The following is a 26844-nucleotide window of genomic DNA, read 5'->3' as shown; positions in this document are numbered from 1 at the left end:
TAGGCTGTTACTCTGTGACTCTTAGTATTGAAATATGGCGTCATTATAGTGTGTTTTCAGTTTAATAAAAACGTGATCAAAAGCATTAGTGCAGGCATGAGTATGGCATGGATGGCCATCGCTATTTTTATGCTTTCTATTGTGTTTTCCCCAATCTCGGCCTCGGCGCAAGAGGTTGTGGCAGCCGACATTAAGACAGAAGTAAAGCGTGGCTTTGGGCGTTTTTCTATTACGTTGCCTAAGCGTACCCGCTTTATTGATTATGACGTCTCCACTGAAGATAATATAATCGTTCTTCGCTTGTCAAAAGCGATTACCGTTGATTTGAATCGCGCGGTTCTTCCTCTTTCTGATTATGTGTTGATCGCGCGAAAAGACCCTGAGGGCAGCGTTTTGAGGTTTGCGTTGGCGCCAGGTGTACGGGTTAATACTCAGGCTGCAGGTGAGCACTTGTATCTCGATTTCTTGCCTGGCAACTGGCGTGGTGAACACCCTGGAATCCCGGAAAAAGTCGTTCGTAAACTTGAAAGAAGAGCCGAAGCGGCACTGGCTTTAGCAGAACAGAAACTGCTGTTAAGCAATGAAATTGCTGAAAAAGCTAAAATGGATGTTCGAGTTGGCCGCCATCCGACTTTTACAAGGTTTGTGTTCTCTTGGAATGTGCCTTACTCCACATCATTCAAACGAGAAGATAATACTGCTATTTTGGTGTTTGATAAACTGAGCGCGTTTGATTTCTCCTCTATTAATGCGGACTTGCCGCAGCTTGTTAGCCGTGTTGAACATGAACTTGGGGCAGATACAACCACGGTCACTTTGGGGCTAGAAGAAGCCGCCGAACTGCGTTCCTATGTGGATGGTAATGAATATATCGTTGATGTTACGAATAACAAACTCCGCAAGGATGCTGAAGACCAAAACAGCCAAATTGAGGTGCCGTTTGTTCTTGGTGGACTGCCTCAATTGCCGAAAACCGCAAAAAATGTTTCCCAAATAGTATTTCCAGAAAATAATGAGCGCACAGTTGCAGAGCTTCCAACCGCGCCTATCAAAATTGAGGAAAAACTGGTTGAGCCAAGTGGTGCAGATGTTGATAAAGAAAAAACGGAACAGTCACAAAAGAAACCCTTGGATGTAAAGCGTGACGATAAACCAGCCAATGATGCTGGCCAAAAAAATGAGAACGGAACGGGTGACGTAACACGGTCTAATCCTGAGCGTGTTGACGAAATAATAAAAAAAGTGAATGGCTTGAGCGTTGTAGAGGCCAGCGTTAATGAAAGTCAGGATGCATTACGTCTTGTTTTTCCATTTGATAAAGTTACTGGATCATCAGTATTTAGGCGTGGCAAATCCATTTGGATGGTGTTTAAGACGGATGATGTGATCGATGTCTCTGCCATTGATGCCTTGCGCGGCGAATTTGTTCGTAGTGTCGATATTATAGAAAATGGTGAATATAAAGCGGTGAAGATAAACTTGCCGAGTGCACAACTCGCATCCGCTGCCATTGATAACCACAATTGGACTGTGTCTATAGGTAATGCGGTAATTCGTCCTACAAAGCCTCTGACAGCGAGCCGCCGACTGGCTGATAAAGGGATTTTCTTGAGTGTTCCGCTCGAGGGTGCTGTTGGCAATGTTTTGTTTGAAGACCCTGATGTTGGCGATCATATCCATGTTGTCGTGGCTGAGGCCCCAGCGCGAGGGCTTATCCGGCAGCAACAGTTTGTAATGGTAACGATTTTACCTTCGACGCATGCGCTTGCGTTTATTCCTAAGAATGATTCGATCAAGGTGCATATCGAAGAGGATGGGGTTGCTATCGTGAGTGAGAAATCTCTCAACCTGTCTGCCATTGAAGGATTGCGGGCATCAGCCAGTGGTAAACTGATAACCGATGAATGGTTTGATAAAGCTCTAGAGATTAAGGATAGGGATGTTGCGCCTGATGGTCAATTCGGTAAATGGGAAAGCCGTCTGATTAAAGATATTGTTGATGCTAAAGAGACAGAGCGCCCCCAGTATCACGTCAAACTTGCTGAATTTTATACTGCAAACGGCTATGGCCCGGAAGCTCTTGCGAGTTTGGGGCGTGCGCTTCACGCTCAGCCTCTATTACAAAATAAACGTGCTTATATTTTGCCGAAGGCTGCAGCTGAATTGACGATGGCACGGTATAAAGATGCATTAAAGACATTATCGAATGAGAGCTATCAAAAAGACCCTGATGCAGCCATTTGGCGCACGATTGCCGCGGCTGGCGATGGGAAATGGAAACTGGCACTCAAGAATGCTACTTTGGGCCGCACACGGCTTTCTTCCTATGATACCAAGACGCAGCAAGATTTTTTCCTTTCGGCTGCCGATGCTGCTTTGCAGGTAAAAGATCTCGATAATGCTAAAGGCTTTTTAGGTGCTCTTATTCTTCGCAATGCAAGCCAATATCACTTGGGCCGTTATGAAATTTTGCAAGGGATACTTGCAATCGAAGAAGGGCGGACAGAGGATGCTAGGTTCTTTTATGAGCGTGCTCTCAATATTGATGATAGACGTATCCAAGCTAGAGCTAAGTTACATTTAATTGGATTGGATTACGATACTAAAGCCGTTGATAATGCCGCGACAATTGAGGCATACGAGAAGTTTGTTGCTGTTTGGCGCAATGATGACCTCGAACTAAAAGGCCTTCGCGGGCTTGGCAAAGCTTTGGCTGATGAAGAGGAATACCGGCGTGCTTTTCAATTGGTGCAGACGGCGGTTATCTCCGATAATGATTCACTAATTACACATGCATTGCAAGATGACATGAAAGAGGTTTTTGTTAGGTTGTTTCACGGTGGCAAAGCTGATGATCTCCCACCCGTTGAGGTGCTTAGCCTTTATTATGATTTTAAACATTTAACACCAATAGGCCGCGTTGGTGATGAAATTGTTCGTTATCTTTCTCGTCGATTGATTGATATTGATTTATTGCCGCAGGCGTCTGAGCTGTTGACCCATCAGGTTGATAAGCGCTTGAAAGGTCCAGCGCGTGCGCGTGTGGCTGCTGATCTGGCAGTTGTTGAATTGCTTGATAATAAACCCCATCGCGCGATCACAACCTTACATAAATCGCGCACAGCTGGCTTGTCAGTTTCGCTTGAGCGCCAGCGCCGCCTTGTGGAGGCTTATGCTCATTCAGAAGTGGGTAAATATGATATAGCCTTGGAGCTTCTTGATAGTTTGGACGGTGAGGATGTTGATCGCTTGAAAGCCAATATAAACTGGGATGCGAGGCGCTGGAGCGCTGCTGGTGAATTGCTTGAGAAAACCCATAGTGGCCGTTGGTCAGATTTGGAACCGTTGAGTGCGCATGTGCGCCTTGATATCATGCGTGCCGCAATCGCCTTTTCTCTCGGCCAAGATGATTTCGCTTTGAACCGACTTAATCGGAAATTTGGACAGAAAATGTCTGAAAGTGCAGATGCTGGGGTGTTTCAGGTGCTTACCCAACCACTCAATGAGCAAAGTTTTGATCGTGATGTTGCCGTTGATAGTATTTTGAATATCAGTACGGCTGACTCATTTCTGCGCGATTATAGGCATCGCTATTTGAGCGATGGTGTTCGTTCTTCAAACACCTAATGCCCTTGTCTCAAGGTAGTGTTTGAGCATGTCTTATCTATCTGAGTAATAGAGTGTCTAACTGCCACCAAAACTTCGGACAAGACTACCAGCCACCATATGCCAGCCATCCACGAGCACAAAGAAAATCAGCTTGAAGGGCAGTGATATAACAATTGGTGGTAGCATCATCATACCCATGGACATCAGGATCGATGCGATTACAAGGTCGATGATGACAAAAGGCAGATAGAGCAGGAAGCCAATTTCAAAGGCGCGTCTTAATTCGCTAATCATGAAGGCTGGTACGAGAACACGCATTTCAAGTTTTTCGGGCGTGTCGGGTAAGGCTGTACCGCTTAACTCTTGAAAAAGCGATAGATCCTTTTCTCGGACATGGGAACGCATGAAGGTGTGGAAAGGTTTTGAGGTTCTATCAAAGGCTTCGGATAGCTCGATCTCTTCTTTGATAAGAGGGTCAATGCCGGTGTCATAGGCTACCTGTAAGGTGGGCATCATGATGAAGGTGGTGAGGAAGAGCGCCAGACCAATCATCACTGAATTTGGTGGTGCGGTTTGCAGACCAATGGCTGAGCGCAAAAGTGATAGAACAACCACGATACGAGTGAAGGATGTGACCATCACCAAAATGGAGGGCGCAAGGCTGAGAACCGTTACAAGGGCGACCAGTTGTATCGCGCGTTCTGTGACGGAAGTGCCTTCGGCAAAATCAATGGAAATGCCCTGTGCAAGAGCTGCTACTGGCAAGAGGGCGAGGACACCAGCTAAGGCCACTGCTTGTGCTTTTCGATAACGAAAAAATACAGTGGAAAAACAAAAAAGCAACGACTGGTAAGTGGTCAGTCGCTTATTTAAATTCTCTTTTGACTGGGGCCACCGCGTGTTTTCACACTGCGGTGTGGGCATTATGTCTTAATCTCCAGCTAATTGACCAAGTAATTGTTCCATTTCTTTGATCTTAGCTGAGTCGTTAGGTTTTGGGGGGCTTTGGACGGGCTTTGCAGAACTATCTGCCGGTTTAGCTGTCGCTGCGGCTTGTACTGGTGCTTTGGTAGCTGCGCTGGCTTGGGCCGTTGGTTGAGGAGCGGGCTTGGGCGCAGTTTGAGGCTGTAATGCTGGTTGCTGAGCCGCTGGTTGTTGGGCTGCTGGTTGCTGCATAGGCTTAGGGGGGCTTTGGGGTGGTATAGTTTTTTGTTGTTCAGGCTTTGGCGTGTTTTGTGGCACCGTCGTTTTTTGTGCTGCTGGTGACGCCGTCTTTGTGGCTCTTGCCATAGCTGCTGATTGTGCAGCTTGTCTTTGAATGCCTTGTTCAATAACAAGGTCATTCTCGCCACCGATTAGCAATAAATGCTCAACATTGTCACGGCGTACGATGACAAGGCGGCGTTTCCCCTCAAGGGCCATTCCCTCGATAATGCCCAAGCGGTTTTGGTGGACTTTCCCGAATTTTCCACTAGTGAAAGCTTTTAAAATACGAAATAAAATTGCAATCAAAATCAAAACTATAATCAGTGCAATGGCGAAGGTTACATAGGGTACAACCGCTTCTCCAACAATTCCATTAAGCCATTCTGTCATTTTGTCGCCGCCCTTTATTTCGGTATTCTGTTGTTCATAAAGCAAATTACCGTGATTGATCATCTTACTAATCAGAAAGCCCATATTCGCGCAATAGTTGTCTTGTTGATGAATGTGTTTCTACTTAGAGGTGTTGCTTATATGTCGAGTTGTGAGCTCTGAAGCCTGGTTTTATCCTCGGTTTTAAGGGTTTATTAACCATAAGGAGGCAAAAATTGCCTAGTTGGTGGTGTGTCATTGGAGCTTGATACGCAGAACCAAATACCGAAGCGAATTGCTGGGGAGCATCGCCGATGGACTTTATGGGATTGCCGGTTTTCACGGCATTGAAAAACAAAATGCAATGGCACCAAGCGCGCCAGGGTGTTTTGGCGCAAAATATAGCCAATGCTACAACGCCTGGCTATACGGCCATGGATATGAAAGCGCCGAACGCGGGTGAATTGAAGCCTTTGAAAATGGCATCAACGTCAAGCTTTGCTGCCATGGTGACCAACTCCAAACACATTGCGGCTGCGATTGCGCCCAGTGGGATTGGTGGTGGAGCTCGGCCTAGTAGCACATTTGAAATTACGCCGGATGGAAATTCCGTGGTGTTGGAAGATCAAATGTCAAAAATTGCCAGCAATCAAATGGATTATGAGGCAGCAACATCACTTTACACCTCAAACCTAGGCCTTTTGCGAACTGCAATGGGTAATGGACAATAGCGATAGATAGGAACTCGATATGGATTTTATGAAATCACTATTTGTCGCGGCGTCTGGCTTAAAAGCTCAGTCGGGACGTATGCGTGTGATCGCTGAGAATATTGCAAATGCCGATTCGACAGCAAGAACACCGAATGCAGACCCATACCGACGTAAGATACCTACATTTGAAGCTATTTACGACAGTAAAATGCAGGCAAACCGTGTGGAAATTGGACGGATCGAGACAGATCGCTCTGAATTCAATTTGCGGTTTAATCCATCGCATCCAGCCGCCAATGCGGATGGCTTTGTGAAAATGCCAAATGTAGACCGTCTCGTGGAGGCAGTGGATATGCGTGAAGCGCAGCGCAGTTATGAAGCCAATCTCAATGTGATTTCCTCAACCCGCACAATGCTCGCGCGGACGCTTGAGATTCTTCGGGCTTAAAAGCCTATTTTTCAGCTCAAAGCTGTAAATACCTAAAGGAATAAACCCATGACCGTGCCGACATCTGCTGCAACTTCCGCTTATCAGGCAACTTCTCAACTAATAGACTCTATCGCACAGGGCGGGAATCAGTCACCATCTGGTTCGGTCGCTGAGGCTGGCAATAGCTTTAAGGAACTTTTGGGTCAGGCTGTTGGTAGTGTCAGTGAAGCTGGCAGCAATGTAGAAGCGCAAACCATGGCTGCGGTTCAAGGTAAAGGTGATATGATCGATGTTGTAACGGCTGTTGCAGAAACCGAAGTGGCGCTTCAGTCTATGGTTTCGATGCGTGATCGTGTCATCTCATCTTATGAAGAAATCATGCGGATGCCAATCTAGGCAATTAGAGTCTAACTGTATTCGCTTAAGTTGAGGATTAAAACGATGAGCGGTGCAGAGGTTCTTGATATAGCGCGTGATAGCATCTGGACGCTTTTGTATGCTGGCCTACCGGTTATGCTTACTGGTCTGTTTGTCGGTCTGATTGTAGCCCTATTGCAGGCTTTGACGCAGGTTCAGGAATTGACGCTGGTTTTCATTCCTAAAATTATTGCTATGTTCCTTGCTGGTCTTTTTACGCTCCCTTTTGTTGGGAGTGTGTTGGGCGCTTTCGCGGAACGTATTTTCGAAAAGATAGTTTCGGGTGGCTGACGGCCTATGACCCTTGATTTTTTGCCACAGCTTGCCTTTGTCTTCATGTTGATTTTTGCACGTGTTGCGATGATTATCACCTTGATGCCTGGCGTCGGTGCACAAAGTATTCCGCAGCGCATCCGGCTGTCAGTCGCACTTTTGCTGACAGTCATCTTGGTGCCAGTGGTTGGTGATATTTTACCTCAAATGCCTACAGGTATTTTTGCCTTGGTCTTTCTCATAATCTCAGAAATTATCGTCGGTCTTTTTATTGGTATGACAGGCAGTATTCTTACATCTGCTTTGCAGACTGCTGGTGCATCAATTGCTTTTCAAACAAGTTTGTCTTCTGCGCAAAATACGGACCTTTCAACGGCAGTGCAGGGTACCCTTATTGCGAGTTTTTTGTCGATCATCAGCCTAACTTTGATCTTTACCATGAATATCCATCATCTCGTGATCGCGGCTATCCACGATAGCTACCAACTCTTCAAACCGGGAGAGCTTATGCCGGTGGGGGATGTGGTTGAGGCGGCGATTGGTGTTTTTTCTAAGGCGTTTGTGATTGGTGTTCAGCTTTCGTCCCCCTTCATTGTTATCGGGTTTGTGTTCAACGTTGGCGTTGGCATTCTGTCACGCTTGATGCCGCAGTTTCAGGTGTTTTTGGTGCTGCTTCCAGCCAATATTATGCTTGGCTTCTTCTTTATGTTCGCGCTCATTGGCACGATGATGATGTGGTATATTGAGCATCTTCGGGCCGGTATTTCCGTCTTCTTGGTACAATAGGAGTGATGCATGGCGCAAGAAGATGAAGATGGCACGGAGAAAACCGAAGACCCCACCGAAAAGAAGCTGCGCGACGCGCAAGAGAAGGGTGATGTTGCCAAAAGTCAGGAAGTGAACACTTGGTTCATTATGGCGGCCTCGCTCGTTGTTATCATCGGCTTTTCAGGCAGTACGGCCGAGCACTTGATGGTCTCTTTTGCTGGAATAGTGGAACATTCCTATTCTTTGCCTGTTGATGATGGGGGCTTGAAAAAGCTTTGGTATTTGATTGGTCAAATGTTGATTATGCCCTTGCTACTTCCGCTGGGCGTTTTGGCGATTGCGGGATTGGTTGGAAATATCATTCAGCATGCTCCGGTTTTATCACTAGAACCGTTGACGCCTAAGCTGTCGAAGATTTCGCCTGTTGCAGGTTTGGGGCGGTTGTTTTCGAGCCAAAGTCTTTTGAACTTTGGCAAGGGGCTCGTGAAAATTACGATGGTTACTCTGTTGCTAGTTGCTGTCATCTGGCCAGAGCGCGATAGCCTTGATCTGCTGGTGAGCACAGATATTTCTCAAGTGCTACCGGTTGTGCTGTCGCTTACAATCAAACTGGTAGGGGCGACCTTCGCGCTTTTCACGGTTATTGCTATTGTCGATTATGCCTATGAAAAATGGAAATGGATGGAAAAGCAGAAAATGACCTTGAAAGAGGTCAAGGACGAGCACAAGGCACAAGAAGGCGACCCGCAGATTAAAGGTCGCATTCGTCAGATCCGTCAAGAGCGTGCTCGTAAACGCATGATGGCAGCTGTGCCTGAAGCGAGCGTTATTGTTACCAACCCGACGCACTATTCCATTGCGCTGAAATATGAAAAAGGCATGAATGCACCTTTGCTTCTCGCTAAAGGTATTGATGATGTGGCCTTCAGAATTCGTGATGTAGCGAAGGAGCACGATATACCAATTGTCGAAAGTCCACCGCTTGCTCGCGCGCTTTATGCAACCGTTGAGATTGATGAAGAAGTGCCAAGCGAACATTATCGCGCTGTTGCAGATGTTATCGGCTATGTCATGAAGTTGAATGCAAGACGTGGTTGGCGTTCAAAAAGCCCTTAGAACCTGATCAAAAATGAATTGGTTACCATCAAGCAAGCATATTGTAGATGAGTTTTGAAATAATAATGGTGCCAACAATAATCAAAAGGATGGCTACAATCAAACGTAATGTTGGACGCGGCAAACGATGCGCAAAGTTGCTTCCTCCCCACGCTCCAAGAGAAATGCCAACTCCTAGTGCGCAACCCAAGACAATATCAAGCGTACCCGCATATGCATTTCCTGCCGTGGCCAATATGGCGATAGGAAGTTGTATGGCCTGAGCTAAACCTATCGCCATTAGAACCGGTAATTGGATCCACATTAAAATCGGAATAAGGACCAGCGGACCGCCCGTCCCGGTGAGGGCGGATAAAAATCCTGTAGTGGCTCCTATGCTGACAAGCTTCTTTTTACCGAGAGCAACGTCAATAGTTTCATTGTTCGCTACTTTGGTAATCAGCGTTTGGATGCCAGAAGCGATGGCTAATATACCGATACATGCTTCCAAAAAAACGCCGGGTGATATGTTAACAGTGAATGCTCCAGCCAGTGCCGCAGGCATAGCTCCAACGGACATCCAGATCACCAAATCCCAACGGATTGACTTATGACGCGCGTAGATAATCGTGCCTACCGTCCCAGAAATTAAATAAGCAAACATCGCTGCTGCAATGGCGGTGCGAATATCAATTCCGCCAAGATAGGTAAGCAGCGGTATTAAAATAACACCACCAATACCCACGCACCCGATAAGCAGGCCTGCAATCAGACTGTATAGGATAAACGGTAAAAATTCTGAAAGGATCATTAGATACGCACGATTCTAATTTGGATCAGCATACTTATATGTAAGTTATTAGGAGTGCTGGTGTCGATGGTAAAATTTAATTTTGCGAAAGCCTATGTTTCTCAAACACTTAAGGCTTTGAAATATATCTTTTAAAAACATGTAATTATTTGGCGTTGTGTTTTTTATAGAGGTTTTTGCAAAGGTTAACAGATTAACCTTTATAAATTGCTAAACTAATATAGTGCAGGTCTTTTTTATCTATATATTTCAATGAGTATTTCATTTTAACCTTCTGTATTTACTGTGAAAAGTACTTTCAATTGCATTAAGATATATTAATTTCGTATAAATACTCATGGATGGTGGTGTTCCAATTTATCGTGAGGCTAAGATGCGGAAATTAGTGAATACAAATTTTAAAAAATTTAAAAGTGACCTAAAAGGCAGCTTTGCAATTATGACAGCTATCGTTGGTGCTGTTACGGTTTTCGCTGTTGGATCAGCGGTAGATTATACCAACTTTTTGACGGCTCAGCGTGTGGTAAGAAGCGCCATTGATTCTGCAAGTATTGCAGCGGCTATTGAGCTTGATGAAGGCGGAAGCTTTTCAGGTTCGAATGGTGCTGAAGAACAAGCACAACAAATATTTGCAATTAATGTTCAAGATTCTGGTTTGATTGATGTTAGCGCTGTAACTGGCAGCTTGCGCGTGGTGCAAGCACCTGGCACTCGTGAGGTCGTTGCAACTGCTGATCTCGTGGTTCCAACGTATTTCGCAGGCATTTTTGGTTTTGACCAACTAAGCACAACGGTTTCATCGACAGCAGGTTTTGAAGAAGAAATAACCGAATTTGTCTTTGTTCTGGATAATACAGGTTCTATGAGCAGAAGCATCAATGGTAGCGCCAACAATAATGAGCGGATCAGTGCTTTAAGGACGGCGATGCTTGATACGATTGATCTGGTATTACCGGCATCAGGCGTGAATGATGATCTAGTGCGTGTCGGTATTGTTCCTTATGCTACATCGGTTAATTTGGGTAGTTTTTATGAAGCAGCGGTCAGCCCGTTTAGTGATAGTTTTAGCGATTCTATTCATACGTGTGTGACAGAGCGTGAAGGCTCTAATCAACGTGAAGATGTTCAGCCTATTTTGAATGTACAAAGTCAGCAAACTTTTAATCAGCAATCTGTCCGCGAAACATATTATGAGACGGATGTGCGCATTCGCACGACTGACGTTACCCAATTTCTCAATAATGATGGTGACTTAGTTGACACTAGTGAAGATTCTTGTCCCGATACTGCGGTCCGTCCTTTGACAAATGATCGTCAGGCTTTGATCGATGATATCAATAGTTTTAATCCGAGCGGCTTTACCTCTGGTCATATAGGTGTTGAGTGGGGGCTTAATCTTTTGTCAGAAAATTGGCAGGGATTTTGGTCTAGTGTAGATGCTGATTCTAGTCCAGCCGATTACAACACACCAAATGTTCGCAAGGTTTTGGTTGTGATGACGGATGGTGAATTCAATACGCAATATTTGGATAACCCTGCAAGAAATCCTTCTCAAGGCCGGATTCAGTCGGAGGCTGCGACCCGTGCATTTTGTGATTTAGGAAAATCGGCTCAACGTGGAATTGAGATTTATGCGATTTCTCTAGGCCGTCAAGTTGAGGCTAACAACCCAGATACGCCTGCTAATATTTTACTGCAAGATTGTGCTTCTGATGATGCGCCTGGTGATCTGGTCAGTCATTTTCAAACAGCGGGTAGTCTGAATGATTTAAGAAATGCCTTTACGTCTATTGTTGAGCAGAGCGTGAGTCCGCGCCTGACACAATAAACACCGAATAGAACAGAAAAGACCGTACCGATAAAATCATCGGTACGGTCTTTTTGTGTTTATTTTAAACGTCGCCTGTATATTCGCCGCGTGCGGGATAATTGTTTGGGATCGCAAAATCAAGCGCACCAACAAGTTCAGAGAAGTGAGGACGCACAAACGGCATAGTTTGTGTTGAGCCGTAATAAAGCGTTTGTTGTGCGGTGACCATAAACAAGCCAGGCTCGGAGAAGAGGGCCGGTTCGTCAATGCCGATGGAGGTTTTGCCGCGTGATGTCGAAATATAAAGGCCCCATTCTTTTGCTTTTGAAAGGCTAAGATCATATCCAAACCGCAGAGCTTTTGCCTCTATCTTGTCAGCCATGGCGCGGGTGCGTTCTTCCCCATCTGAACTGACGGCAATGCATGAAACACCGCGTTCAGCAAAATCAGCAACACGTTTTTCAAGTTCCGTTAGATAGTTAGCGCAGATCGGGCAATGTAGTCCGCGGTAAAAACATACAATGGTGCCACGCTCCTGGCTGTCTGTTGTAAGATCAAATGCACCGTGGTCGAGCGTTTGCAGTTTTAGGTCAGGGGTTTTTTGACGAGGAATTAACATGATAACTTTCTAACGTTGTTGGGAGGAGTATCAAAAGCATAATTCTATTTTTTGGTAGTGAGAATTATTGGATCAGTTGATTTTTAACATAGTGGCTCTGTAATTTAACGCGACTTAAGTATTTTTAATCGATAAGTTGCGCATAGTGAATTTTGATTCGAGCAGATGCTCATTATCCTAATTATAACGCGAAGGACGGGCTGTTGTGAGCTCAGCTGATGATAGTAAAAAAAATGCTGATAAGCGCGCATCGCGTGATCTAGGCAGTGTGGCCCGCCAGTCGGTTTCTGAGACAGGGTATATTTTCAATCAAGGGCAAACATCTGCCCCAGGTAAGTTCGCGCGTTATGGTGTCGGTTTGCTGGTTTTGATTGGCTTGATTGTCGCCGGCCTTATCGGCACATTTCTTTATCTTGGTGAAGAGGCAGCTGAACCGTTTCTTTTGTTTTTATTGGGTGCGCTTGCTGTTGTTGGGATTTTTACACTTTTTGCAGCAGCTGTTGGTCTTTTGAGCTTTGGGACTGGTGGGAATAGTTCTCCGGTAGATTATAACGCCCTGGAAGCGCTTGATGATGCGCATGTGCTGAGCGGGCGTGACGGTCGCATTTTATTTGCTGATGCGACCTACGCCAAGCTAATTGGAGCGGTGAGCGCCCATGATATCCGTTCGGTTGAACGCGTGTTCGGTGTTGAAGAAGGCTTGAACGAACCTTTGTTTCGATTGTCTGTTGCCGCAGCCGAACGTCGCGTTTTGAGCGAAGAAATTAGACTTGAAAAGCCTCTTGGAATTAAGGGTGATAAGCCAAACGGTCCGTTTTGGTATCGACTTTCTACATATCCAGTTGCTGATAAGAACGAAGAACAACAAACAACACTTTGGCGCGTTGCTGACATTACGCGGGAACGCACTGAACAGGAATTTGCTTTTCAAGAACTTCAAAATGTCATCAACTATCTTGATCATGCACCGGTTGGGTTTTTCTCAGCTGAGGCGGACGGCAAGATTTCCTATATCAATGCAACTCTGGCAGGTTGGTTGGGTCTTGATCTGACCGAGTTTGAGGTGGGTCGTATACATCTTTATGAGGTTGTGCGCGGCGATGGCGCGGCACTACTCAACACAACCAAGGGTGAGGCCGGTACGACACACACTGAGGTCATTGATATTGATTTTGTAAAGGACAATGGACAAAGCTTGCCTGTTCGATTGTTGCATTTGACACCCTTTATGGACAACGGTGTTCCTGGCCCCACACGTACGGTTGTTCTCAACCGTTCAGGTGGTGATGCTGATGATGTCGACGCCATGGATAGCAATGCTCAATTCTCTCGTTTCTTCAATTCGGCACCGATTGCGATCGCAACCCTTAATGATAAGGGTGAGCTGGCTCGCGCTAACGCATCCTTCGTGAGTTTGTTTAAAACAGGTAAAACGGATACGTGTGATATTGCTCTGTTTGATTTGATCTCAGACAATGACCGTGAAAAATTGCTTCAAGGCATCAAAGCTGCGCGCGATGGGCAAAGCGAAATTTTGCCCGTTGATGTTGCCCTTAAGGGTGAACTTGAATCATGCGCTAGATTGTTTATTAGCACTGTTGAGTCATCAGACACTGAGAGCGAGGATGGCGAAGGTGCGGAGCAGGAGATAGCAGTGCTTTATGCTATCGATACCACCCAGCAGCGCGTTCTTGAATTGCAGTTTGCCCAAAGTCAAAAAATGCAGGGGATCGGGCAGCTTGCAGGCGGCATTGCGCATGATTTCAATAATATGCTGACGGCGATACTCGGATTTTCTGATTTACTTCTGCAAAAGCATAGTCAGACGGATCCTTCCTTCCAAGATATTATGAACATCAAGAATAGCGCGAGCAAGGCTGCTGGCCTTGTTCGACAACTGCTAGCCTTTTCACGGCGTCAAACCTTGCGACCGACGATCATTGACCTTCGCGATGTGATCGAAGACAGCGTTAATCTGCTTGAACGTCTGCTGGAAGATAAGGTCAAGCTCGAGGTTACTCATAGTCGTGACTTATGGCCGGTGAAGGCGGATGTGAACCAGCTTGAGCAGGTGATCATGAATCTTACGGTCAATGCGCGTGATGCTATGTCGAAGGGCGGTAAGCTCACGATCGAGACCTCTAATCTCGCCAGCGACCAATGCGATACGGAATCGATGAAAGGCCTTGTACCGGCTGAATATGTTTTGATTAAAGTTGCTGACAACGGTACCGGCATGTCACCAGAAACCATGGAGAAAATTTTTGAGCCGTTCTTCTCGACCAAAGATGTGGGTGAGGGTACCGGACTTGGGCTTGCGACGGTCTATGGCATTATCAAACAGACGGGTGGTTATATTTATCCGGTCAGCGAAGTGGGCATAGGAACCACGTTCAATATCCTGCTGCCGCGCCATATTGTTATTGAGGGCGAAGAAGCCAAAACTAAAACCCTTGAGAAGCCGGTTGATCTGTCAGGTGAGGGCAACATTCTACTTGTGGAAGATGAAGAGGCAGTGCGTGCGTTTTCTTCTCGTGCGCTACAGGCCAGAGGCTACACTGTCCATGAGGCATCCAGCGGCATTGATGCGCTTGAGAAGATGAAAGAGGTCGGCCATGAGATTGACTTGGTGGTGTCTGATGTTGTGATGCCTGAAATGGATGGCCCAACGCTTCTGGGCGAGCTACGCAAAGACTATCCGAACCTGAAATTCATTTTCGTCTCGGGCTATGCGGAAGAGGCTTTTGAAAAGCATCTGACCGAGGGCGTTAAATTTGCCTTCCTGCCTAAACCTTTCTCACTTAAACAGCTGAGCACAAAGGTGAAAGAGGTGATGGGGATGGACGCAGAGCAAGATGGGGAGTAATTCTCAACTATCATTGATATCGATGAGAACGTTGAATGTGATTTCCAACTCTTCATTCTGGCGAGGGCCGCGTAGCGTTTGTTTTAAGTTCCCACGACCATCGAACAAGAGCAAAGTGACATGCGGCACACCGTAGCGGGAAGCAAAACGGCGACCTTCTTGTGTGCGTATATTAGCAACGCGATAATTAAGGGCGCTGTCATCCACCGCTTTTAGCGCTTGGCGCACTTCTTTTTGAAGCGCCGTACAAAGCGAGCAACCGGGATCATGAATTTGCACCACCATCGGCGTTCCGTTTCCAAGTTCTGTGAGATCCTGCTCTAGGCGTGATGCGAGAACTGAGCGATACATATAAGCACCTGCTCCCCCCAAGAGGAGGACGCCTATCACGGTGTTTCTAAGTGTCTTTAGGGTCTTACGCTTTTTTAAATCCCGCGCTTGCGTCGCATCCAGCGGAGCAGCACTCTTTTTTCCTCGTTTATTATTAGGCTTTTGCGATTTACGCTTCTTGCTCATTTTAATCCTTGATAATTTGCTCTCATAAATTGGATGGATAGAATAGGTGTGTCTTCTTGATGTTCAGTTTTCGTATTTAACATTTTATTCAAACCAGTTACAAAGAATTGTGCGGCTTGTTCTTTTGCTGCTAATTTTCGGTCGTGCTCTCCTACTCGTGCAATCTGTTTAGAGATTGAATTTACCGTTCACAGTGTACCTCGCTATCCCATCTTTAAATTATGCTTCTTCACTATTGTGGATCAGTTGATAAATTGAACTAGTCTAATTAGCTATTTATTCTTTATATGAGTGCGAGATAAGGAAATTTAGAAAAATGAAATTACGACGCCGCATTTACATGCAGTTAGATCCAAAAGTTTGGACTGAAGAAGGAATGTCACCACTCAATGTGGGCATACTTATTGCTGTTTTAGTGAGTATTATCGTTGTGATATTACAGTCAGAGCCAGAAATTTTTTCGGCTTATCCATCAGTTTTTATTAGTTTAAATTGGGTTTTTGGGGTTTTTTGTTCTATCGAATATATCGTGCGTCTATGGGCGATGGGTGAAGCGCATGAATATAGCGGTTTCAAAGGGCGGTTACGTTATGCGGGTACTTTCGCCAGTGTGCTGGATCTCGTAGCAACTATATCAATATGGATCGATTTACTCTTCGGGATACCTGGTGTTTATGGCTTGATCTGTAGAATGGCTCGGGCATTACGCGTTTTGACGTTATCTAGAAACAGCAAAGCGGGGGTCGCCTTACGGTTGCTCTTAGTCGCTGTTGTCGATCGATCAACTGAATTAATGTTAAGTTTTATGCTGACACTTACAGTGATGCTTGTTACCGCGACAGCCTTATTTATTATCGAGGGACAAGCTCAACCCGATGCTTTTGGTTCTATTCCGAGATCGATGTGGTGGGCATTAGCAACTTTGACCACAGTTGGTTATGGGGACACCTATCCGATTACAGCTGCGGGCAAGGTATTTGCTGGTATTGCCACTCTTACCTCTATTGCTATCGTTGCAATGCCAACAGGAATTTTAGCAGCAGCATTTTCTGACGCGTTTCAGAAACTACGCAAACCATGATTACTATTCATGGCTTTGTTATCTATTTACACTTACGAAGTCACTATCTGAATGGCCGCTTTCCGTAACATTAGATAACACAGATTGCAGGGTAATAAATGGCGCCCACCCCTAATAAAAAACGCCGAAAAACCATAAAACTCTTCCGCTCGCGGGGTTGCTCAACTCACAAAGCCAGTGGGATGCATCTGAGTTTCTTGTTTCAGTCACCTATTGAAGCGGCAAGCCTTTGGCGATCCAACCGGGGCCCTCTTTCGATCCCAGCATACCCTCTTTCACATTATAGACGTTTGAATAGCCATTTTTTTCCAGAATGCGGATCATGTGAGTTGAACGAATTCCATGCGCACAAATGAGTGCCACGGGAGCCGTTTTGTTACCCTTTGTATGTCGTGCGATATGATCAAGAAAGCCTTTTTGATGCATAGAGATTTTTGCTGCGTTTTTCGCAACACCTGTTTGCTTCCATTCAGACGGTCGACGGATATCGACAAGAAGAAGGTTGCCCGATTTTGATTGCTGATTAGCCTTTGTGACGGACATGAATTCAGCGGCAAAAACACTGCTTATGGAGCTTGTAGATATGATAAAAATCGTGAGTAGATTCAATAATAACTTCATGGACTTTCCTTAAACATCTTTCATCCATTGTCCATCCAGCGGAGTAACGCGTTTCTTGGGCATATCAATGCTCCACTAGCTTTGTTCCTGATTATCAAAAATGGAGAGTTGGTAGCTTACTCCAAAATCGCTGGGAATTCAAAGGGATGGGGTCTTTGCGATGCCTTACCTCTTGTCTGCTTACTGTCGTGCACTTAGTGACTAATCTTCGATGATTTATGGCCAGCTAGAGTCATGCTGTTAACGAACTTACTTTAATCTTGTGAGTATCTCGCAGGGAATTTTTAGAAATGTATCGATTATTGCATCGTTACACAGGCATATATTTAGTTTAAATTAGGGTAATTATTATGAAGTCATCTAAGAGCAGTTTATTTGAAAATTTAAAAATTCGCACACTCGCACTTTTAGTCATCAGTCTTGTGTTGGTTACAGGTGTGATTTTCGTTGGTAGTTCCGTTGTGAACTCATTTAATATCCGCGAAGCCCAGCATGTCTGGAACAAATACAAAACTGATACTTCTCCAAAATCACAGGCCCTTAACTCTATTGTCCAGCATCTTGGTTATGGTGGTATGATCCACCACTTCAAAAATTATGTTCTTCGTAAAGACACACCACGAATTGCAAAGTTTCAGGTCTCTGCGGGGGCTGCTATGGCGGCACTCGATCAATATGGAAATACAGACCCAAGCGCTGAAGAAGCGGCAGCACTCGATGCACTTCGCAACACTGTTGCTGATTATAGCCAGAAAATATTGGCCGTAAGCAGTCTGGCAGCAGAAGGCAAGACCGCACGAGAAATAGATCAAACAGTCAAAGTCTCTGATAAAGCAGCGCTTGATGGATTGGCAGTGCTGAATAAAGTAGTTCAAAGTGCGCACGCCGGTGGTGAAGGCAATACTAAGACAGAACTGGTCGGAAGCATGCGCGCTGGATTTGGTTACGGCGGTATGATTCATCAGTTCAAAAACTATGTCATAAGGCAGGATGCACCTCGCATTGAAAAAGTGCAAAAGACGATGAGTAATGTCCTCGTCGTGATTGAGAAATATCGCGCTTTGAAAATCAACGACCAGGAGAAACAGGCTCTCGCAGATATCACAGGTGTTATTGAGACCTACAAAGCAGGTTTAGTAAAGGCGACAAAGCTCGCCAGTTCTGGCCAAACACCCGAGCAGATAGATAAACAGGTAAAAGTGAGCGATGGACCAGCCATCAAAGGTCTAGCAACTTTAGTGAACTTAGCTGGACGCGAAATGGCGGCTGATGGTGCATTGCTGTCGAAGGATCTAGCAGTAACGACAATGATTACCAATCTGGTCCAGATCATTGCACTCGTATCTTCGCTTTTGCTTGTCGCCCTTGTTTATGTGGTTCTTTTTCAAAGAATTTTGCATCCCGTCAACGGGATTACCAAAGCGATGACCTCGCTTGCTAATGGTGATGATGGAGCAGACGTCTCCAAGTTTAGTCAGAATAATGAGATCGGTGAGATGGCGAGCGCTGTTCAGATTTTCAAAGATCATGCGATTGACCGAGCCCGCCTTGAAGAGAAGGCATCCGGAGATGATGTAGCCCGGGAAAAACGGCAACAAGCTGTCGATAATCTAATTGTTGAATTTCGCACGGCTGTCGATAAAAGCCTTTCTGCTGTTACCGCTAATGCGGAGACGATGACGTCAACCGCAAAGGCATTAACGGAGACGGCCGTAGCCACAGGTGAGCGGGCATCTAATTCAGTTGAAGCATCTTCCAATGCCCTTTCTAATGTTCAGACTGTTTCTGCTGCAGCTGAGGAACTTTCTGTTTCAATCAGTGAAATTTCCCAACAGGTTGTTGAAACTGAAGAGATGGTTAGTAATGCGACAAGCACTTCGCAAGATGCCAATTCAAAGGTGGCGGGTCTTGCAGATGCTGCTGTAAAAATAGGAGATGTCGTATCGCTCATTTCCGATATTGCAGAACAAACCAATCTTCTGGCATTGAATGCAACAATTGAGGCTGCGCGTGCCGGGGATGCTGGTAAAGGTTTCGCCGTGGTTGCCTCAGAAGTTAAGGCACTTGCAAGCCAAACGGCAAAAGCCACAGAAGAAATTTCACAGCAGATAAGCACCATTCAAGGGTCAACGAATGATACTGTTGGTGCGATCAATGCGATTTCAAAGAAGATGGACGATGTTAATGAGAGTATCGGATCGATTTCGTCTTCTGTAGGACAACAAGGTCTTGCTACTGGAGAAATTAGCCAGAACGTTAGTCAAGCAACCGATGGTACAAGCCAGGTCGTTAAGAATATCGAAGGTGTGAACACAGCGGTAGACAACATCACGGATTCAGCCACTCAAGTAACCTCTGCAGCCATTAAGGTTGATGAAGAGGCCCAATATTTGAACAAAATAGTAGGTAACTTCCTCAAGGAAGTCGCTGCGGCCTGATGCTCGGTCCATTTATCGAGAATTGAATAAGTCCTGTGACGATATAATATCTTATCGTCACAGGGATGTAGCCTTTAGAGGTGAATGACTATTATCTGAAAGTTGCTGGGTAACAAGTTGTGCTGAACCAATAGTCCGCCTACTTTTTAGTGAGCTTTCAAATAGCACCGTGGCAAATATCTTCTTGCGCACCAAAAAAGCATTCCAAACATCTTAAACGCCAGCAGCTTTAAAACTTTTCAGCTCGCGGGCTTCTTCGTCCCATAAGGCGAGCGGGATGCATTTGAAGCTTTCAAAAAATGTGAGGCGGTTTACGTCGCGCAGGGCCGGGTAGTCTTTCATGACCTTTGGCAGCTGGTAATAAGGTATGCGGCTGGAGAGGTGGTGGATGTGGTGTAGGCCGATATTGGCTGTGAACCAGCGGAACGGCTGGGGAATGTCATAATGCGAGCTGCCGTAAAGCGCCGCCTCATGCCAGTTCCATTCGTCGTCATGGTCCCAGCTCATATCTTCAAACTGGTGTTGAACGAAGAACAGCCATATGCCGATCGTGGGAGCTATGACCGCGATGGGAATATGGATCATCAGAAAGATTTTCCAGCCCACAAGCCAGATGAGCCCCGCAAACAAAAGAGCAAGTGATAGATTGGTGCCCATGGTGCTAACCCAAGGACGAAGGCCGTTGCGGGTTTGGCCGAGCGGCAATCTTTGATCAAACAAAAAGATGAACCACGGTCCAATGCCAAACATCACATAGGGGTTTCGGTACATGCGGTAGCAAAACTTTTTCCACGGCGTGGAGGCATTGTATTCGTTGACTGTCAGCGTGCTGATGTCACCAAAGCCACGGCGTGCTAAATTGCCAGCGCCAGCGTGGTGTATGTTGTGAGCGTATTTCCAGAAGAAATAGGGTGTAAAGGTGAGAACACCGATTAAGCGTCCCGTCCAATCATTTGCCGTTCTGCTGTTGAAGAACGCGCCGTGACCACAGTCATGCTGGATCAGGAAGAGGCGGAGGAGAAAACCGGCTGTTGGTATGATCAGTAAAAGACCTGCCCAATAGCCTAAGTGCAGTGCATAGGCTGTTGCGGCCCAAAAACCGAAAAACGGCAACACTGTAATAAATATTTCAATTAGCGCTCTTTTATCATTAGGTGCGCCATAAGGCGCTAGCAACTTAGCCCAGTCACGTGCCGTTGGCTCGTTTGGCGTAGAGGTACTTGATTCGGCGCTAATGTCTGTAATGACGTTCAATTTTTTACACTTTTGATTTTGCGAGGAAACTATATCGTCGCTCAAAAGCTAGATTGAACGTCATCTTGTAAAACTGCTATGCAGCTTCAATTTTGTCCACAGAAGTCTTGCCGCTGCGCTGATCGATGGCTGTGTCAAAAAGAACAACTTGGCCTTCGCTCAATGGTGACATTCCAGAACGCTCTAGAGCAGTTGCATGGACGAATACGTCCTTTGAACCATCTTCAGGTTGGATAAAACCAAAACCTTTTTGATCGTTATAGAATTTCACTGTACCTTTAATCATAAAAACGTCCTTCATATGCCGCGAGTTTCACGGCGTTTTTTTTAAAATGTCGATTTTGAAAAAAACTGATAAGGGCGCTTTCCGTCGGTAACGGTGCTACTTAGGCAGTGATCGGCAAATATCGATGGGTTACCCTTACCGATCAAATGCGTTAATTTCAAGCTCGATTACGCAGAACTAAAAAAAATTAATGTTGGCTGGTTTTACTTATTCATCTAGTCGTCATTTTTGACGCTACAGGCTCCGCCACCTAAAACGCAGAATTTTGAGCAAAAGGGATGATTGAGCTGAACCCGCTTTGCGCTCTCAGCCAGTGTTGAATCAAATTCGAATTCATCCTCATAAGGCAGCAGAGTACAGGCTATGACTGCCGGTTTTTCTGCGCCTTTACGCTTCACCACCATGCGCGAAGAGGCGCACATCATATCATTGGGATTAACGCTCAAAATATCCCAGCACTCGTTGGTGATTTCAGGCACGCTGGTCTCTGGCGCCATCTCGGGGAAAAGAACCAGTTGTTTATGGCTCGAGGCATCTACAGCAATGTTGTTTTCAACAAAAAACTTGGCATAGCCTTCGCGCAGTTTTCCTTCATTCTCGCCCCAGCGGGTGCGTCCGGCAATGTCGAGGGTGAAGGCGTGATCAGAAAGCCATTTTAGGCCCTCAAGCATGGGCTGCCACGTGCGGGGCCCGCGTTCTTCTTCATGAAACATTTTGGAATAATGATCGATGGAGACACGCAGCGTCAGTTGACTGTTATAGCGTTCATTCAGAGCCAGTAATTCTTTCTTGAAGCGCATCATAGGACGCATGGCATTTGTGAGCACGATCAGCTGAAAGCCACGGCTCAAGCATTCTTCCATGATGGCTATAATTTCGCGATTCATGAAAGGCTCACCGCCTGTGATGCCAATTTCACGGGTGCCCATGGCCTCATGCTTAATCTCATCAAGATAAGCGATAACCTCATCGTGGGTGATATATACAAGGCGGTCGTTTTTTGGAGATGATTCGATATAGCAATTGGTGCATTCTATATTGCACAAGGTGCCAGTGTTGATCCAAAGCGTCTCTAACTTCACCAAATCCACATAGCCCCGCACCTCGCCATTGGCGGTTGTTATCGGGTCATTAAATTTTGGGGCGGTTTTGGGTTCGTTCTTGTCTGGCGCTTGTGTTTTGTCTCGCGAAAGATCATGCGAAGAGCGCGTCAGGTTTTCCATTAAAGTCTCACTTGCGACGTATTATTGAATTTGGCGATAATCTCGCAGGTAATTGATTTTTTTTCAATCTACAAATGAAGTCCTAGCAAAAACGTGAAGCAATATGCACGGCTCGCTCTCCTTGCTCTATGACGAGAACTCCTGATTCGTCTTTGGTGTGTTTTGTGGTGTTTTGAGTGGCGCAGGTTTTGTTTTGTCCTATATCAACTCAGCGTTGCTCGTTATCACGGCTGATTTAGCTGGAAGCGCTTTAAATGGAATGAGTTAGAATATAAAAAGAACACTCTACTGATTTCTTATTATATTCAATTAGTTATAGGGGTCTTGCATTATGAGAACAAATAGGGTACATTAGGGATAGATGGGCATAGCTCAAATTTTATTCGCGTTGAACTTGCGCAGACAACAAAGGGGATTATCGTGGCTCAAAATGGATTACGTTTGGTAGAAGGTTCTAGCATGGATAAAACGAAGGCGCTTGATGCGGCCTTAAGTCAGATTGAACGGTCTTTTGGTAAAGGCTCGATAATGAAACTCGGTACGACCAGTACGGCACTAGACATTGAAACGGTGTCTACTGGTTCAATCGGGTTGGATATTGCGCTTGGTATTGGTGGCCTGCCGCGTGGTCGTATTGTTGAGGTATATGGTCCTGAATCATCAGGTAAAACCACGCTTGCGCTTCATACGGTTGCTGAGGCTCAAAAAACCGGCGGTATTTGTGCCTTTGTCGATGCCGAACATGCGCTTGATCCCATTTATGCCCGCAAGCTTGGTGTTAATCTGGATGAACTTTTGATTTCTCAACCGGATACGGGCGAACAGGCCCTTGAAATTACCGATACATTGGTACGCTCTGGTGCGGTGGATGTTCTGGTGATCGATTCGGTTGCAGCGCTCACACCGCGTGCGGAGATCGAAGGCGAGATGGGTGATTCATTGCCTGGTCTTCAGGCTCGTTTGATGAGTCAGGCTTTGCGGAAACTGACAGCATCGATTTCGCGCTCGCGCACGATGGTGATTTTCATCAATCAAATTCGTATGAAAATCGGCGTGATGTTCGGTAGCCCAGAAACCACTACGGGTGGTAACGCGCTAAAATTCTATTCCTCGGTACGCCTTGATATTCGCCGCATTGGCGCCATCAAAGAGCGTGATGAGGTGACGGGTAATCAGACCCGGGTCAAAGTTGTTAAAAATAAAGTGGCGCCGCCTTTCAAACAAGTCGAATTTGACATCATGTATGGGCAGGGTGTTTCTAAGACTGGAGAAATTCTTGATCTTGGCGTGAAGGCCGGTCTTGTTGAAAAATCAGGCTCTTGGTTTTCCTATGATAGCGAGAGGTTGGGGCAGGGGCGTGAGAACTCTAAACAGTTCCTCGCGGACCATCCCGAAATCGCTGATAAAATAGAACTGTCTATCCGACAAAACGCAGGCCTTATTGGAGAAAAACTTCTGGAAGAAGGGGAGCCTGAACCGGAAGTTACAAGCCCTGATGAATAGATGGGCAGATAGATTAAGTCGAATGAATATTCGCGGTTGACAGCGAGTAAATGATAGACTGAATAGAATATTATAAAGGTGCTCAGTTTTCTGGGCACCTTTTGTGTTTTATGTGAATGGTTTTATGATTGAATCAAGGCTTGACGTGGACAAGGCTTTCCCCGATCACTAAGAAGAAATCACGATCTATATTGGGCATACAAAATGCGTGATATAGAAAATGCCTACGCCTTGTTGATTGGAACCTATGTATGAGCAGTGTCAACGATATTAGAAAAGCTTTTCTTAGCTATTTTGGTGATGAAGAGCATGAAATTGTGACATCCGGTCCGCTTGTCCCGCGTAATGACCCAACATTGATGTTTACCAATGCTGGAATGGTGCCTTTTAAAAACTATTTCACAGGTCTTGAAAAGCCACCTTATCCGCGTGCTGTGACCTCACAAAAATGCGTGCGTGCAGGTGGTAAGCATAATGATCTCGATAATGTCGGTTATACGGCTCGACATCATACGTTTTTTGAAATGTTGGGTAACTTTTCATTTGGTGATTATTTCAAAGAGCAAGCGATAGAACATGCATGGACTTTGATCACCCGCGATTTTGAAATTAACAAAGACCGTTTACTGGTGACCATTTATTCGGAAGATGAGGAAGCTGGTGAGTTATGGAAAAAAATTGCGGGTCTCCCCGAAGACCGCATTATAAAAATATCAACATCAGATAATTTTTGGTCAATGGGCGACACGGGACCTTGTGGGCCTTGCTCAGAAATATTCTATGATCATGGCGACCATATTTGGGGCGGACCTCCCGGCAGTGCAGATGAAGATGGTGACAGATTTATTGAAATTTGGAATCTTGTTTTCATGCAGTATGAGCAGCTCTCAAAAGAAGAGCGGATTGATCTGCCAAAGCCGTCCATTGATACAGGTATGGGATTGGAGCGCATTGCGGCACTCCTCCAAGGTCAGCATGATAATTATGAAATCGACCTGTTTAAATCTTTGATCGCGGCTTCGGTAGATGCAACCGGTGTCAAGGCAGAAGGCGATAACCGCGCAAGCCATCGTGTCATTGCCGACCATTTGCGTGCGACCAGTTTTCTCATCGCGGATGGTGTTTTGCCATCGAATGAAGGTCGGGGATATGTGTTGCGTCGTATTATGCGCCGCGCCATGCGTCATGCTCATCTTTTGGGTGCTAAAGATCCGCTGATTTGTCGCCTTGTGCCAACTCTTATTACCGAAATGGGACAGGCATTCCCAGAGCTTGTTCGTGGCGAAGGCTTAATCACAGAGACATTGCGCTTGGAAGAAGAACGTTTCCATAAAACATTAGATCGTGGTTTGAGTATTCTTGATGATGCAACGAGGAGCTTCAAAGAAGGCGATGTGCTCGATGGTGAGACAGCATTTAAACTGTATGACACTTATGGGTTTCCACTTGATCTGACGCAAGATGCATTACGTCCCCGTAAAATTGAGGTGGGTGTTGATGATTTCAAAGCTGCAATGGAGCGACAAAAAGCCGAGGCCCGTGCCTCATGGTCGGGTTCAGGGGATGCCGCAGATGATACGATTTGGCTGACTTTGCGTGAGCGTGTAGGTGTTAGTGAGTTTCTTGGTTATGAGATGGAACAAGCTGAGGCTGTCATCGTGGCACTTGTGAAAGAGGGAGCGGAAACGACCACGCTTCAAAGTGGCGACAAAGGCGCTATTATCTGTAACCAGACTCCCTTTTACGGTGAATCAGGTGGTCAGGTTGGTGACAAGGGCACCATCCGTTTAGGGGATGCGACATTTCAGGTCACTGATACGAAAAAGAAAGCCGACGGTTTGTTTGTCCATCATGGGGTTGTCAAAAAGGGCAGCTTTAATGTGAATGATGCGATTGAACTTAATGTCGATGGTGAGCGCCGCTCCGCTATTCGTGCCAATCATTCCGCGACACATTTGATCCATGAGGCCTTGCGCGAAGTGCTTGGCTCCCATGTTGCACAAAAGGGATCGCTGGTTTCTGATGAACGTCTTCGATTTGATTTTTCACATACAAAGCCGATTGACGACGATGAACTGACACGTATTGAAAATATTGCTAATGCGATTGTGCTTCAAAATGCTGATGTTTCTACACGTGTGATGGCGGTGGATGATGCAATTGAAGCCGGCGCTATGGCGCTTTTTGGTGAAAAATATGGCGATGAAGTGCGTGTTGTTTCAATGGGTGTCGCAATTGAGGGTGAGAAGGTGGGTGAAACCTATTCACTTGAATTATGTGGTGGCACGCATGTGAAGCGCACTGGCGATATTGGATTTATTAAACTGGTTCAAGAATCAGCAAGTGCGGCAGGTGTGCGACGGATTGAAGCTTTAACAGCAGATAAGGCGCGCCAAGCTTTTGACGCGCAAGATAAACAAATGCGGGCTTTGGCTGGACTTTTGAAAGTTGGTGTGGGCGATGTCACTGGACGAGTTGAAACACTGGTCGATGAGCGTCGTCGTCTTGAAAAAGAACTCAATGAAGCCAAAAAGCAACTTGCACTTTCTGGCGGCGGGCAAAGTGAAGACAAGCCAGTTGATGTGAACGGCACTCAATATCTTGGCCGTATTGTAAATGGGATTGCGCCAAAAGAACTTAAAGGCATCGTGGATGATGCAAAGCAATCACTTGGTTCGGGTGTGGTCGCGCTTATTGGCATCAGTGACGATGGCAAAGCTGGTATCGTTGTTGGTGTGACCAGTGATTTGACGGATAAAATCAGCGCTGTTGATCTTGTGCGCGTCGGCTCAGCAGCGCTGGGTGGCAAAGGTGGCGGCGGGCGCCCCGATATGGCGCAAGCTGGCGGTCCAGATGCAGAGCAAGCGGAAAAAGCGCTGGCTGGCATTAAAGATATGCTTGGTTCTGTTTCTTAAGGTATCATTTAATCAAAAAAA

At 45.8% G+C, this 26844-nt stretch carries 22 protein-coding genes; 13 read left to right on the top strand and 9 right to left on the bottom strand.

The window, feature by feature from the left end:
• Positions 1-102: 102 nt before the first annotated feature.
• A complete protein-coding gene (locus tag ABJ081_12105) occupies positions 103-3627 on the top strand; it encodes a tetratricopeptide repeat protein (protein MEP6357410.1) in 3525 nt (1174 codons plus the stop codon).
• A gap of 57 nt (positions 3628-3684) precedes the next feature.
• Here ABJ081_12105 and fliP read toward each other — a convergent pair whose 3' ends face one another.
• Together fliP and ABJ081_12095 are read right to left on the bottom strand one after the other, a co-directional pair.
• On the bottom strand, positions 3685-4401 hold the full coding sequence (fliP, locus tag ABJ081_12100) for a flagellar type III secretion system pore protein FliP (protein ID MEP6357409.1): 717 nt from the start codon (positions 4399-4401) through the stop codon (positions 3685-3687).
• 138 nt (positions 4402-4539) lie between these two features.
• On the bottom strand, positions 4540-5205 hold the full coding sequence (locus tag ABJ081_12095; GenBank protein MEP6357408.1) for a hypothetical protein: 666 nt from the start codon (positions 5203-5205) through the stop codon (positions 4540-4542).
• A gap of 293 nt (positions 5206-5498) precedes the next feature.
• Here ABJ081_12095 and flgB point away from each other — a divergent pair, with 293 nt between their 5' ends.
• From flgB to flhB, 6 genes are read left to right on the top strand one after another with little or no spacing between them, the layout of a single operon-like run.
• Positions 5499-5915, top strand: coding sequence for a flagellar basal body rod protein FlgB (gene flgB / locus ABJ081_12090; protein ID MEP6357407.1), 417 nt, complete (start codon positions 5499-5501; stop codon positions 5913-5915).
• Positions 5916-5934: 19 nt separating this feature from the next.
• Positions 5935-6345, top strand: coding sequence for a flagellar basal body rod protein FlgC (gene flgC / locus ABJ081_12085; GenBank protein ID MEP6357406.1), 411 nt, complete (start codon positions 5935-5937; stop codon positions 6343-6345).
• Positions 6346-6393: 48 nt separating this feature from the next.
• Complete coding sequence (gene fliE / locus ABJ081_12080; protein ID MEP6357405.1) at positions 6394-6723, top strand: flagellar hook-basal body complex protein FliE; 330 nt, start codon at positions 6394-6396, stop codon at positions 6721-6723.
• A gap of 45 nt (positions 6724-6768) precedes the next feature.
• The gene (gene fliQ, locus ABJ081_12075; GenBank protein MEP6357404.1) at positions 6769-7035 is read left to right on the top strand and encodes a flagellar biosynthesis protein FliQ; all 267 of its coding nucleotides are present in this window, start codon (positions 6769-6771) and stop codon (positions 7033-7035) included.
• Between the two features lie 6 nt (positions 7036-7041).
• Positions 7042-7803: a flagellar biosynthetic protein FliR gene (gene fliR, locus ABJ081_12070; GenBank protein MEP6357403.1), complete on the top strand. Its 762-nt coding sequence runs from the start codon at positions 7042-7044 to the stop codon at positions 7801-7803.
• Between the two features lie 9 nt (positions 7804-7812).
• A complete protein-coding gene (gene flhB, locus ABJ081_12065; GenBank protein ID MEP6357402.1) occupies positions 7813-8901 on the top strand; it encodes a flagellar biosynthesis protein FlhB in 1089 nt (362 codons plus the stop codon).
• A 28-nt stretch (positions 8902-8929) separates the two neighbouring features.
• On the opposite strand, the gene ABJ081_12060 is transcribed toward flhB, so the two are convergent.
• Entirely contained in the window at positions 8930-9691 is a 762-nt protein-coding gene (locus ABJ081_12060; GenBank protein MEP6357401.1) for a sulfite exporter TauE/SafE family protein, read from the bottom strand.
• 439 nt (positions 9692-10130) lie between these two features.
• Here ABJ081_12060 and ABJ081_12055 point away from each other — a divergent pair, with 439 nt between their 5' ends.
• Positions 10131-11519, top strand: a complete 1389-nt coding sequence (locus ABJ081_12055; protein MEP6357400.1) for a hypothetical protein — start codon at positions 10131-10133, stop codon at positions 11517-11519.
• Positions 11520-11583: 64 nt separating this feature from the next.
• Here ABJ081_12055 and ABJ081_12050 read toward each other — a convergent pair whose 3' ends face one another.
• Positions 11584-12120 (bottom strand): peroxiredoxin-like family protein, encoded by a 537-nt coding sequence (locus tag ABJ081_12050; GenBank protein MEP6357399.1) that lies wholly within the window; start codon positions 12118-12120, stop codon positions 11584-11586.
• 205 nt (positions 12121-12325) lie between these two features.
• Here ABJ081_12050 and ABJ081_12045 point away from each other — a divergent pair, with 205 nt between their 5' ends.
• The gene (locus ABJ081_12045; GenBank protein MEP6357398.1) at positions 12326-14986 is read left to right on the top strand and encodes a response regulator; all 2661 of its coding nucleotides are present in this window, start codon (positions 12326-12328) and stop codon (positions 14984-14986) included.
• Between the two features lie 3 nt (positions 14987-14989).
• Here ABJ081_12045 and ABJ081_12040 read toward each other — a convergent pair whose 3' ends face one another.
• On the bottom strand, positions 14990-15502 hold the full coding sequence (locus ABJ081_12040) for a hypothetical protein (protein ID MEP6357397.1): 513 nt from the start codon (positions 15500-15502) through the stop codon (positions 14990-14992).
• 316 nt (positions 15503-15818) lie between these two features.
• Here ABJ081_12040 and ABJ081_12035 point away from each other — a divergent pair, with 316 nt between their 5' ends.
• On the top strand, positions 15819-16583 hold the full coding sequence (locus tag ABJ081_12035) for an ion transporter (GenBank protein MEP6357396.1): 765 nt from the start codon (positions 15819-15821) through the stop codon (positions 16581-16583).
• Positions 16584-16793: 210 nt separating this feature from the next.
• Here the strand turns inward: ABJ081_12035 and ABJ081_12030 are convergent, their stop codons facing one another.
• Positions 16794-17204: a rhodanese-like domain-containing protein gene (locus ABJ081_12030; GenBank protein MEP6357395.1), complete on the bottom strand. Its 411-nt coding sequence runs from the start codon at positions 17202-17204 to the stop codon at positions 16794-16796.
• A gap of 350 nt (positions 17205-17554) precedes the next feature.
• Between ABJ081_12030 and ABJ081_12025 the strand changes: the two genes are divergently transcribed.
• Positions 17555-19642 carry a methyl-accepting chemotaxis protein gene (locus ABJ081_12025; protein ID MEP6357394.1) on the top strand — a complete coding sequence of 696 codons (2088 nt, stop codon included), beginning with the start codon at positions 17555-17557 and terminating at the stop codon, positions 19640-19642.
• Between the two features lie 213 nt (positions 19643-19855).
• Here the strand turns inward: ABJ081_12025 and ABJ081_12020 are convergent, their stop codons facing one another.
• The 3 genes from ABJ081_12020 to ABJ081_12010 all read right to left on the bottom strand — a co-directional run bounded on the left by ABJ081_12020 (position 19856) and on the right by ABJ081_12010 (position 22405).
• Complete coding sequence (locus tag ABJ081_12020; protein ID MEP6357393.1) at positions 19856-20896, bottom strand: fatty acid desaturase; 1041 nt, start codon at positions 20894-20896, stop codon at positions 19856-19858.
• 76 nt (positions 20897-20972) lie between these two features.
• On the bottom strand, positions 20973-21182 hold the full coding sequence (locus ABJ081_12015; protein MEP6357392.1) for a cold-shock protein: 210 nt from the start codon (positions 21180-21182) through the stop codon (positions 20973-20975).
• 215 nt (positions 21183-21397) lie between these two features.
• Complete coding sequence (locus tag ABJ081_12010; GenBank protein MEP6357391.1) at positions 21398-22405, bottom strand: radical SAM protein; 1008 nt, start codon at positions 22403-22405, stop codon at positions 21398-21400.
• 420 nt (positions 22406-22825) lie between these two features.
• Between ABJ081_12010 and recA the strand changes: the two genes are divergently transcribed.
• A complete protein-coding gene (recA, locus tag ABJ081_12005) occupies positions 22826-23908 on the top strand; it encodes a recombinase RecA (protein ID MEP6357390.1) in 1083 nt (360 codons plus the stop codon).
• Between the two features lie 251 nt (positions 23909-24159).
• The gene (gene alaS, locus ABJ081_12000; protein ID MEP6357389.1) at positions 24160-26823 is read left to right on the top strand and encodes an alanine--tRNA ligase; all 2664 of its coding nucleotides are present in this window, start codon (positions 24160-24162) and stop codon (positions 26821-26823) included.
• Positions 26824-26844: the final 21 nt, after the last annotated feature.

It is taken from the genome of Hyphomicrobiales bacterium (genome assembly GCA_039989895.1).
Classification (GTDB): Bacteria; Pseudomonadota; Alphaproteobacteria; order Rhizobiales; family JACESI01; genus JACESI01.
Note: the sequence above shows the minus strand (reverse complement) of the source record. Positions and strands in the feature narration are given on the sequence as shown.

What these genes read in the sequence shown, in the direction of transcription:
- fliQ (MEP6357404.1), top strand. Translation starts at nt 6,769, where the DNA reads ATGAGCGGTGCAGAGGTTCTTGATATAGCGCGTGATAGCATCTGGACG.
- alaS (MEP6357389.1), top strand. Translation starts at nt 24,160, where the DNA reads ATGAGCAGTGTCAACGATATTAGAAAAGCTTTTCTTAGCTATTTTGGT.
- ABJ081_12030 (MEP6357395.1), bottom strand. Translation starts at nt 17,204, where the DNA reads ATGAAGTTATTATTGAATCTACTCACGATTTTTATCATATCTACAAGC.
- ABJ081_12105 (MEP6357410.1), top strand. Translation starts at nt 103, where the DNA reads ATGGCATGGATGGCCATCGCTATTTTTATGCTTTCTATTGTGTTTTCC.
- flgB (MEP6357407.1), top strand. Translation starts at nt 5,499, where the DNA reads ATGGACTTTATGGGATTGCCGGTTTTCACGGCATTGAAAAACAAAATG.
- fliR (MEP6357403.1), top strand. Translation starts at nt 7,042, where the DNA reads ATGACCCTTGATTTTTTGCCACAGCTTGCCTTTGTCTTCATGTTGATT.
- ABJ081_12040 (MEP6357397.1), bottom strand. Translation starts at nt 15,502, where the DNA reads ATGAGCAAGAAGCGTAAATCGCAAAAGCCTAATAATAAACGAGGAAAA.
- flgC (MEP6357406.1), top strand. Translation starts at nt 5,935, where the DNA reads ATGGATTTTATGAAATCACTATTTGTCGCGGCGTCTGGCTTAAAAGCT.
- ABJ081_12095 (MEP6357408.1), bottom strand. Translation starts at nt 5,205, where the DNA reads ATGACAGAATGGCTTAATGGAATTGTTGGAGAAGCGGTTGTACCCTAT.
- ABJ081_12025 (MEP6357394.1), top strand. Translation starts at nt 17,555, where the DNA reads ATGAAGTCATCTAAGAGCAGTTTATTTGAAAATTTAAAAATTCGCACA.
- ABJ081_12050 (MEP6357399.1), bottom strand. Translation starts at nt 12,120, where the DNA reads ATGTTAATTCCTCGTCAAAAAACCCCTGACCTAAAACTGCAAACGCTC.
- ABJ081_12060 (MEP6357401.1), bottom strand. Translation starts at nt 9,691, where the DNA reads ATGATCCTTTCAGAATTTTTACCGTTTATCCTATACAGTCTGATTGCA.
- ABJ081_12015 (MEP6357392.1), bottom strand. Translation starts at nt 21,182, where the DNA reads ATGATTAAAGGTACAGTGAAATTCTATAACGATCAAAAAGGTTTTGGT.
- ABJ081_12010 (MEP6357391.1), bottom strand. Translation starts at nt 22,405, where the DNA reads ATGGAAAACCTGACGCGCTCTTCGCATGATCTTTCGCGAGACAAAACA.
- flhB (MEP6357402.1), top strand. Translation starts at nt 7,813, where the DNA reads ATGGCGCAAGAAGATGAAGATGGCACGGAGAAAACCGAAGACCCCACC.
- fliE (MEP6357405.1), top strand. Translation starts at nt 6,394, where the DNA reads ATGACCGTGCCGACATCTGCTGCAACTTCCGCTTATCAGGCAACTTCT.
- ABJ081_12055 (MEP6357400.1), top strand. Translation starts at nt 10,131, where the DNA reads ATGACAGCTATCGTTGGTGCTGTTACGGTTTTCGCTGTTGGATCAGCG.
- ABJ081_12035 (MEP6357396.1), top strand. Translation starts at nt 15,819, where the DNA reads ATGAAATTACGACGCCGCATTTACATGCAGTTAGATCCAAAAGTTTGG.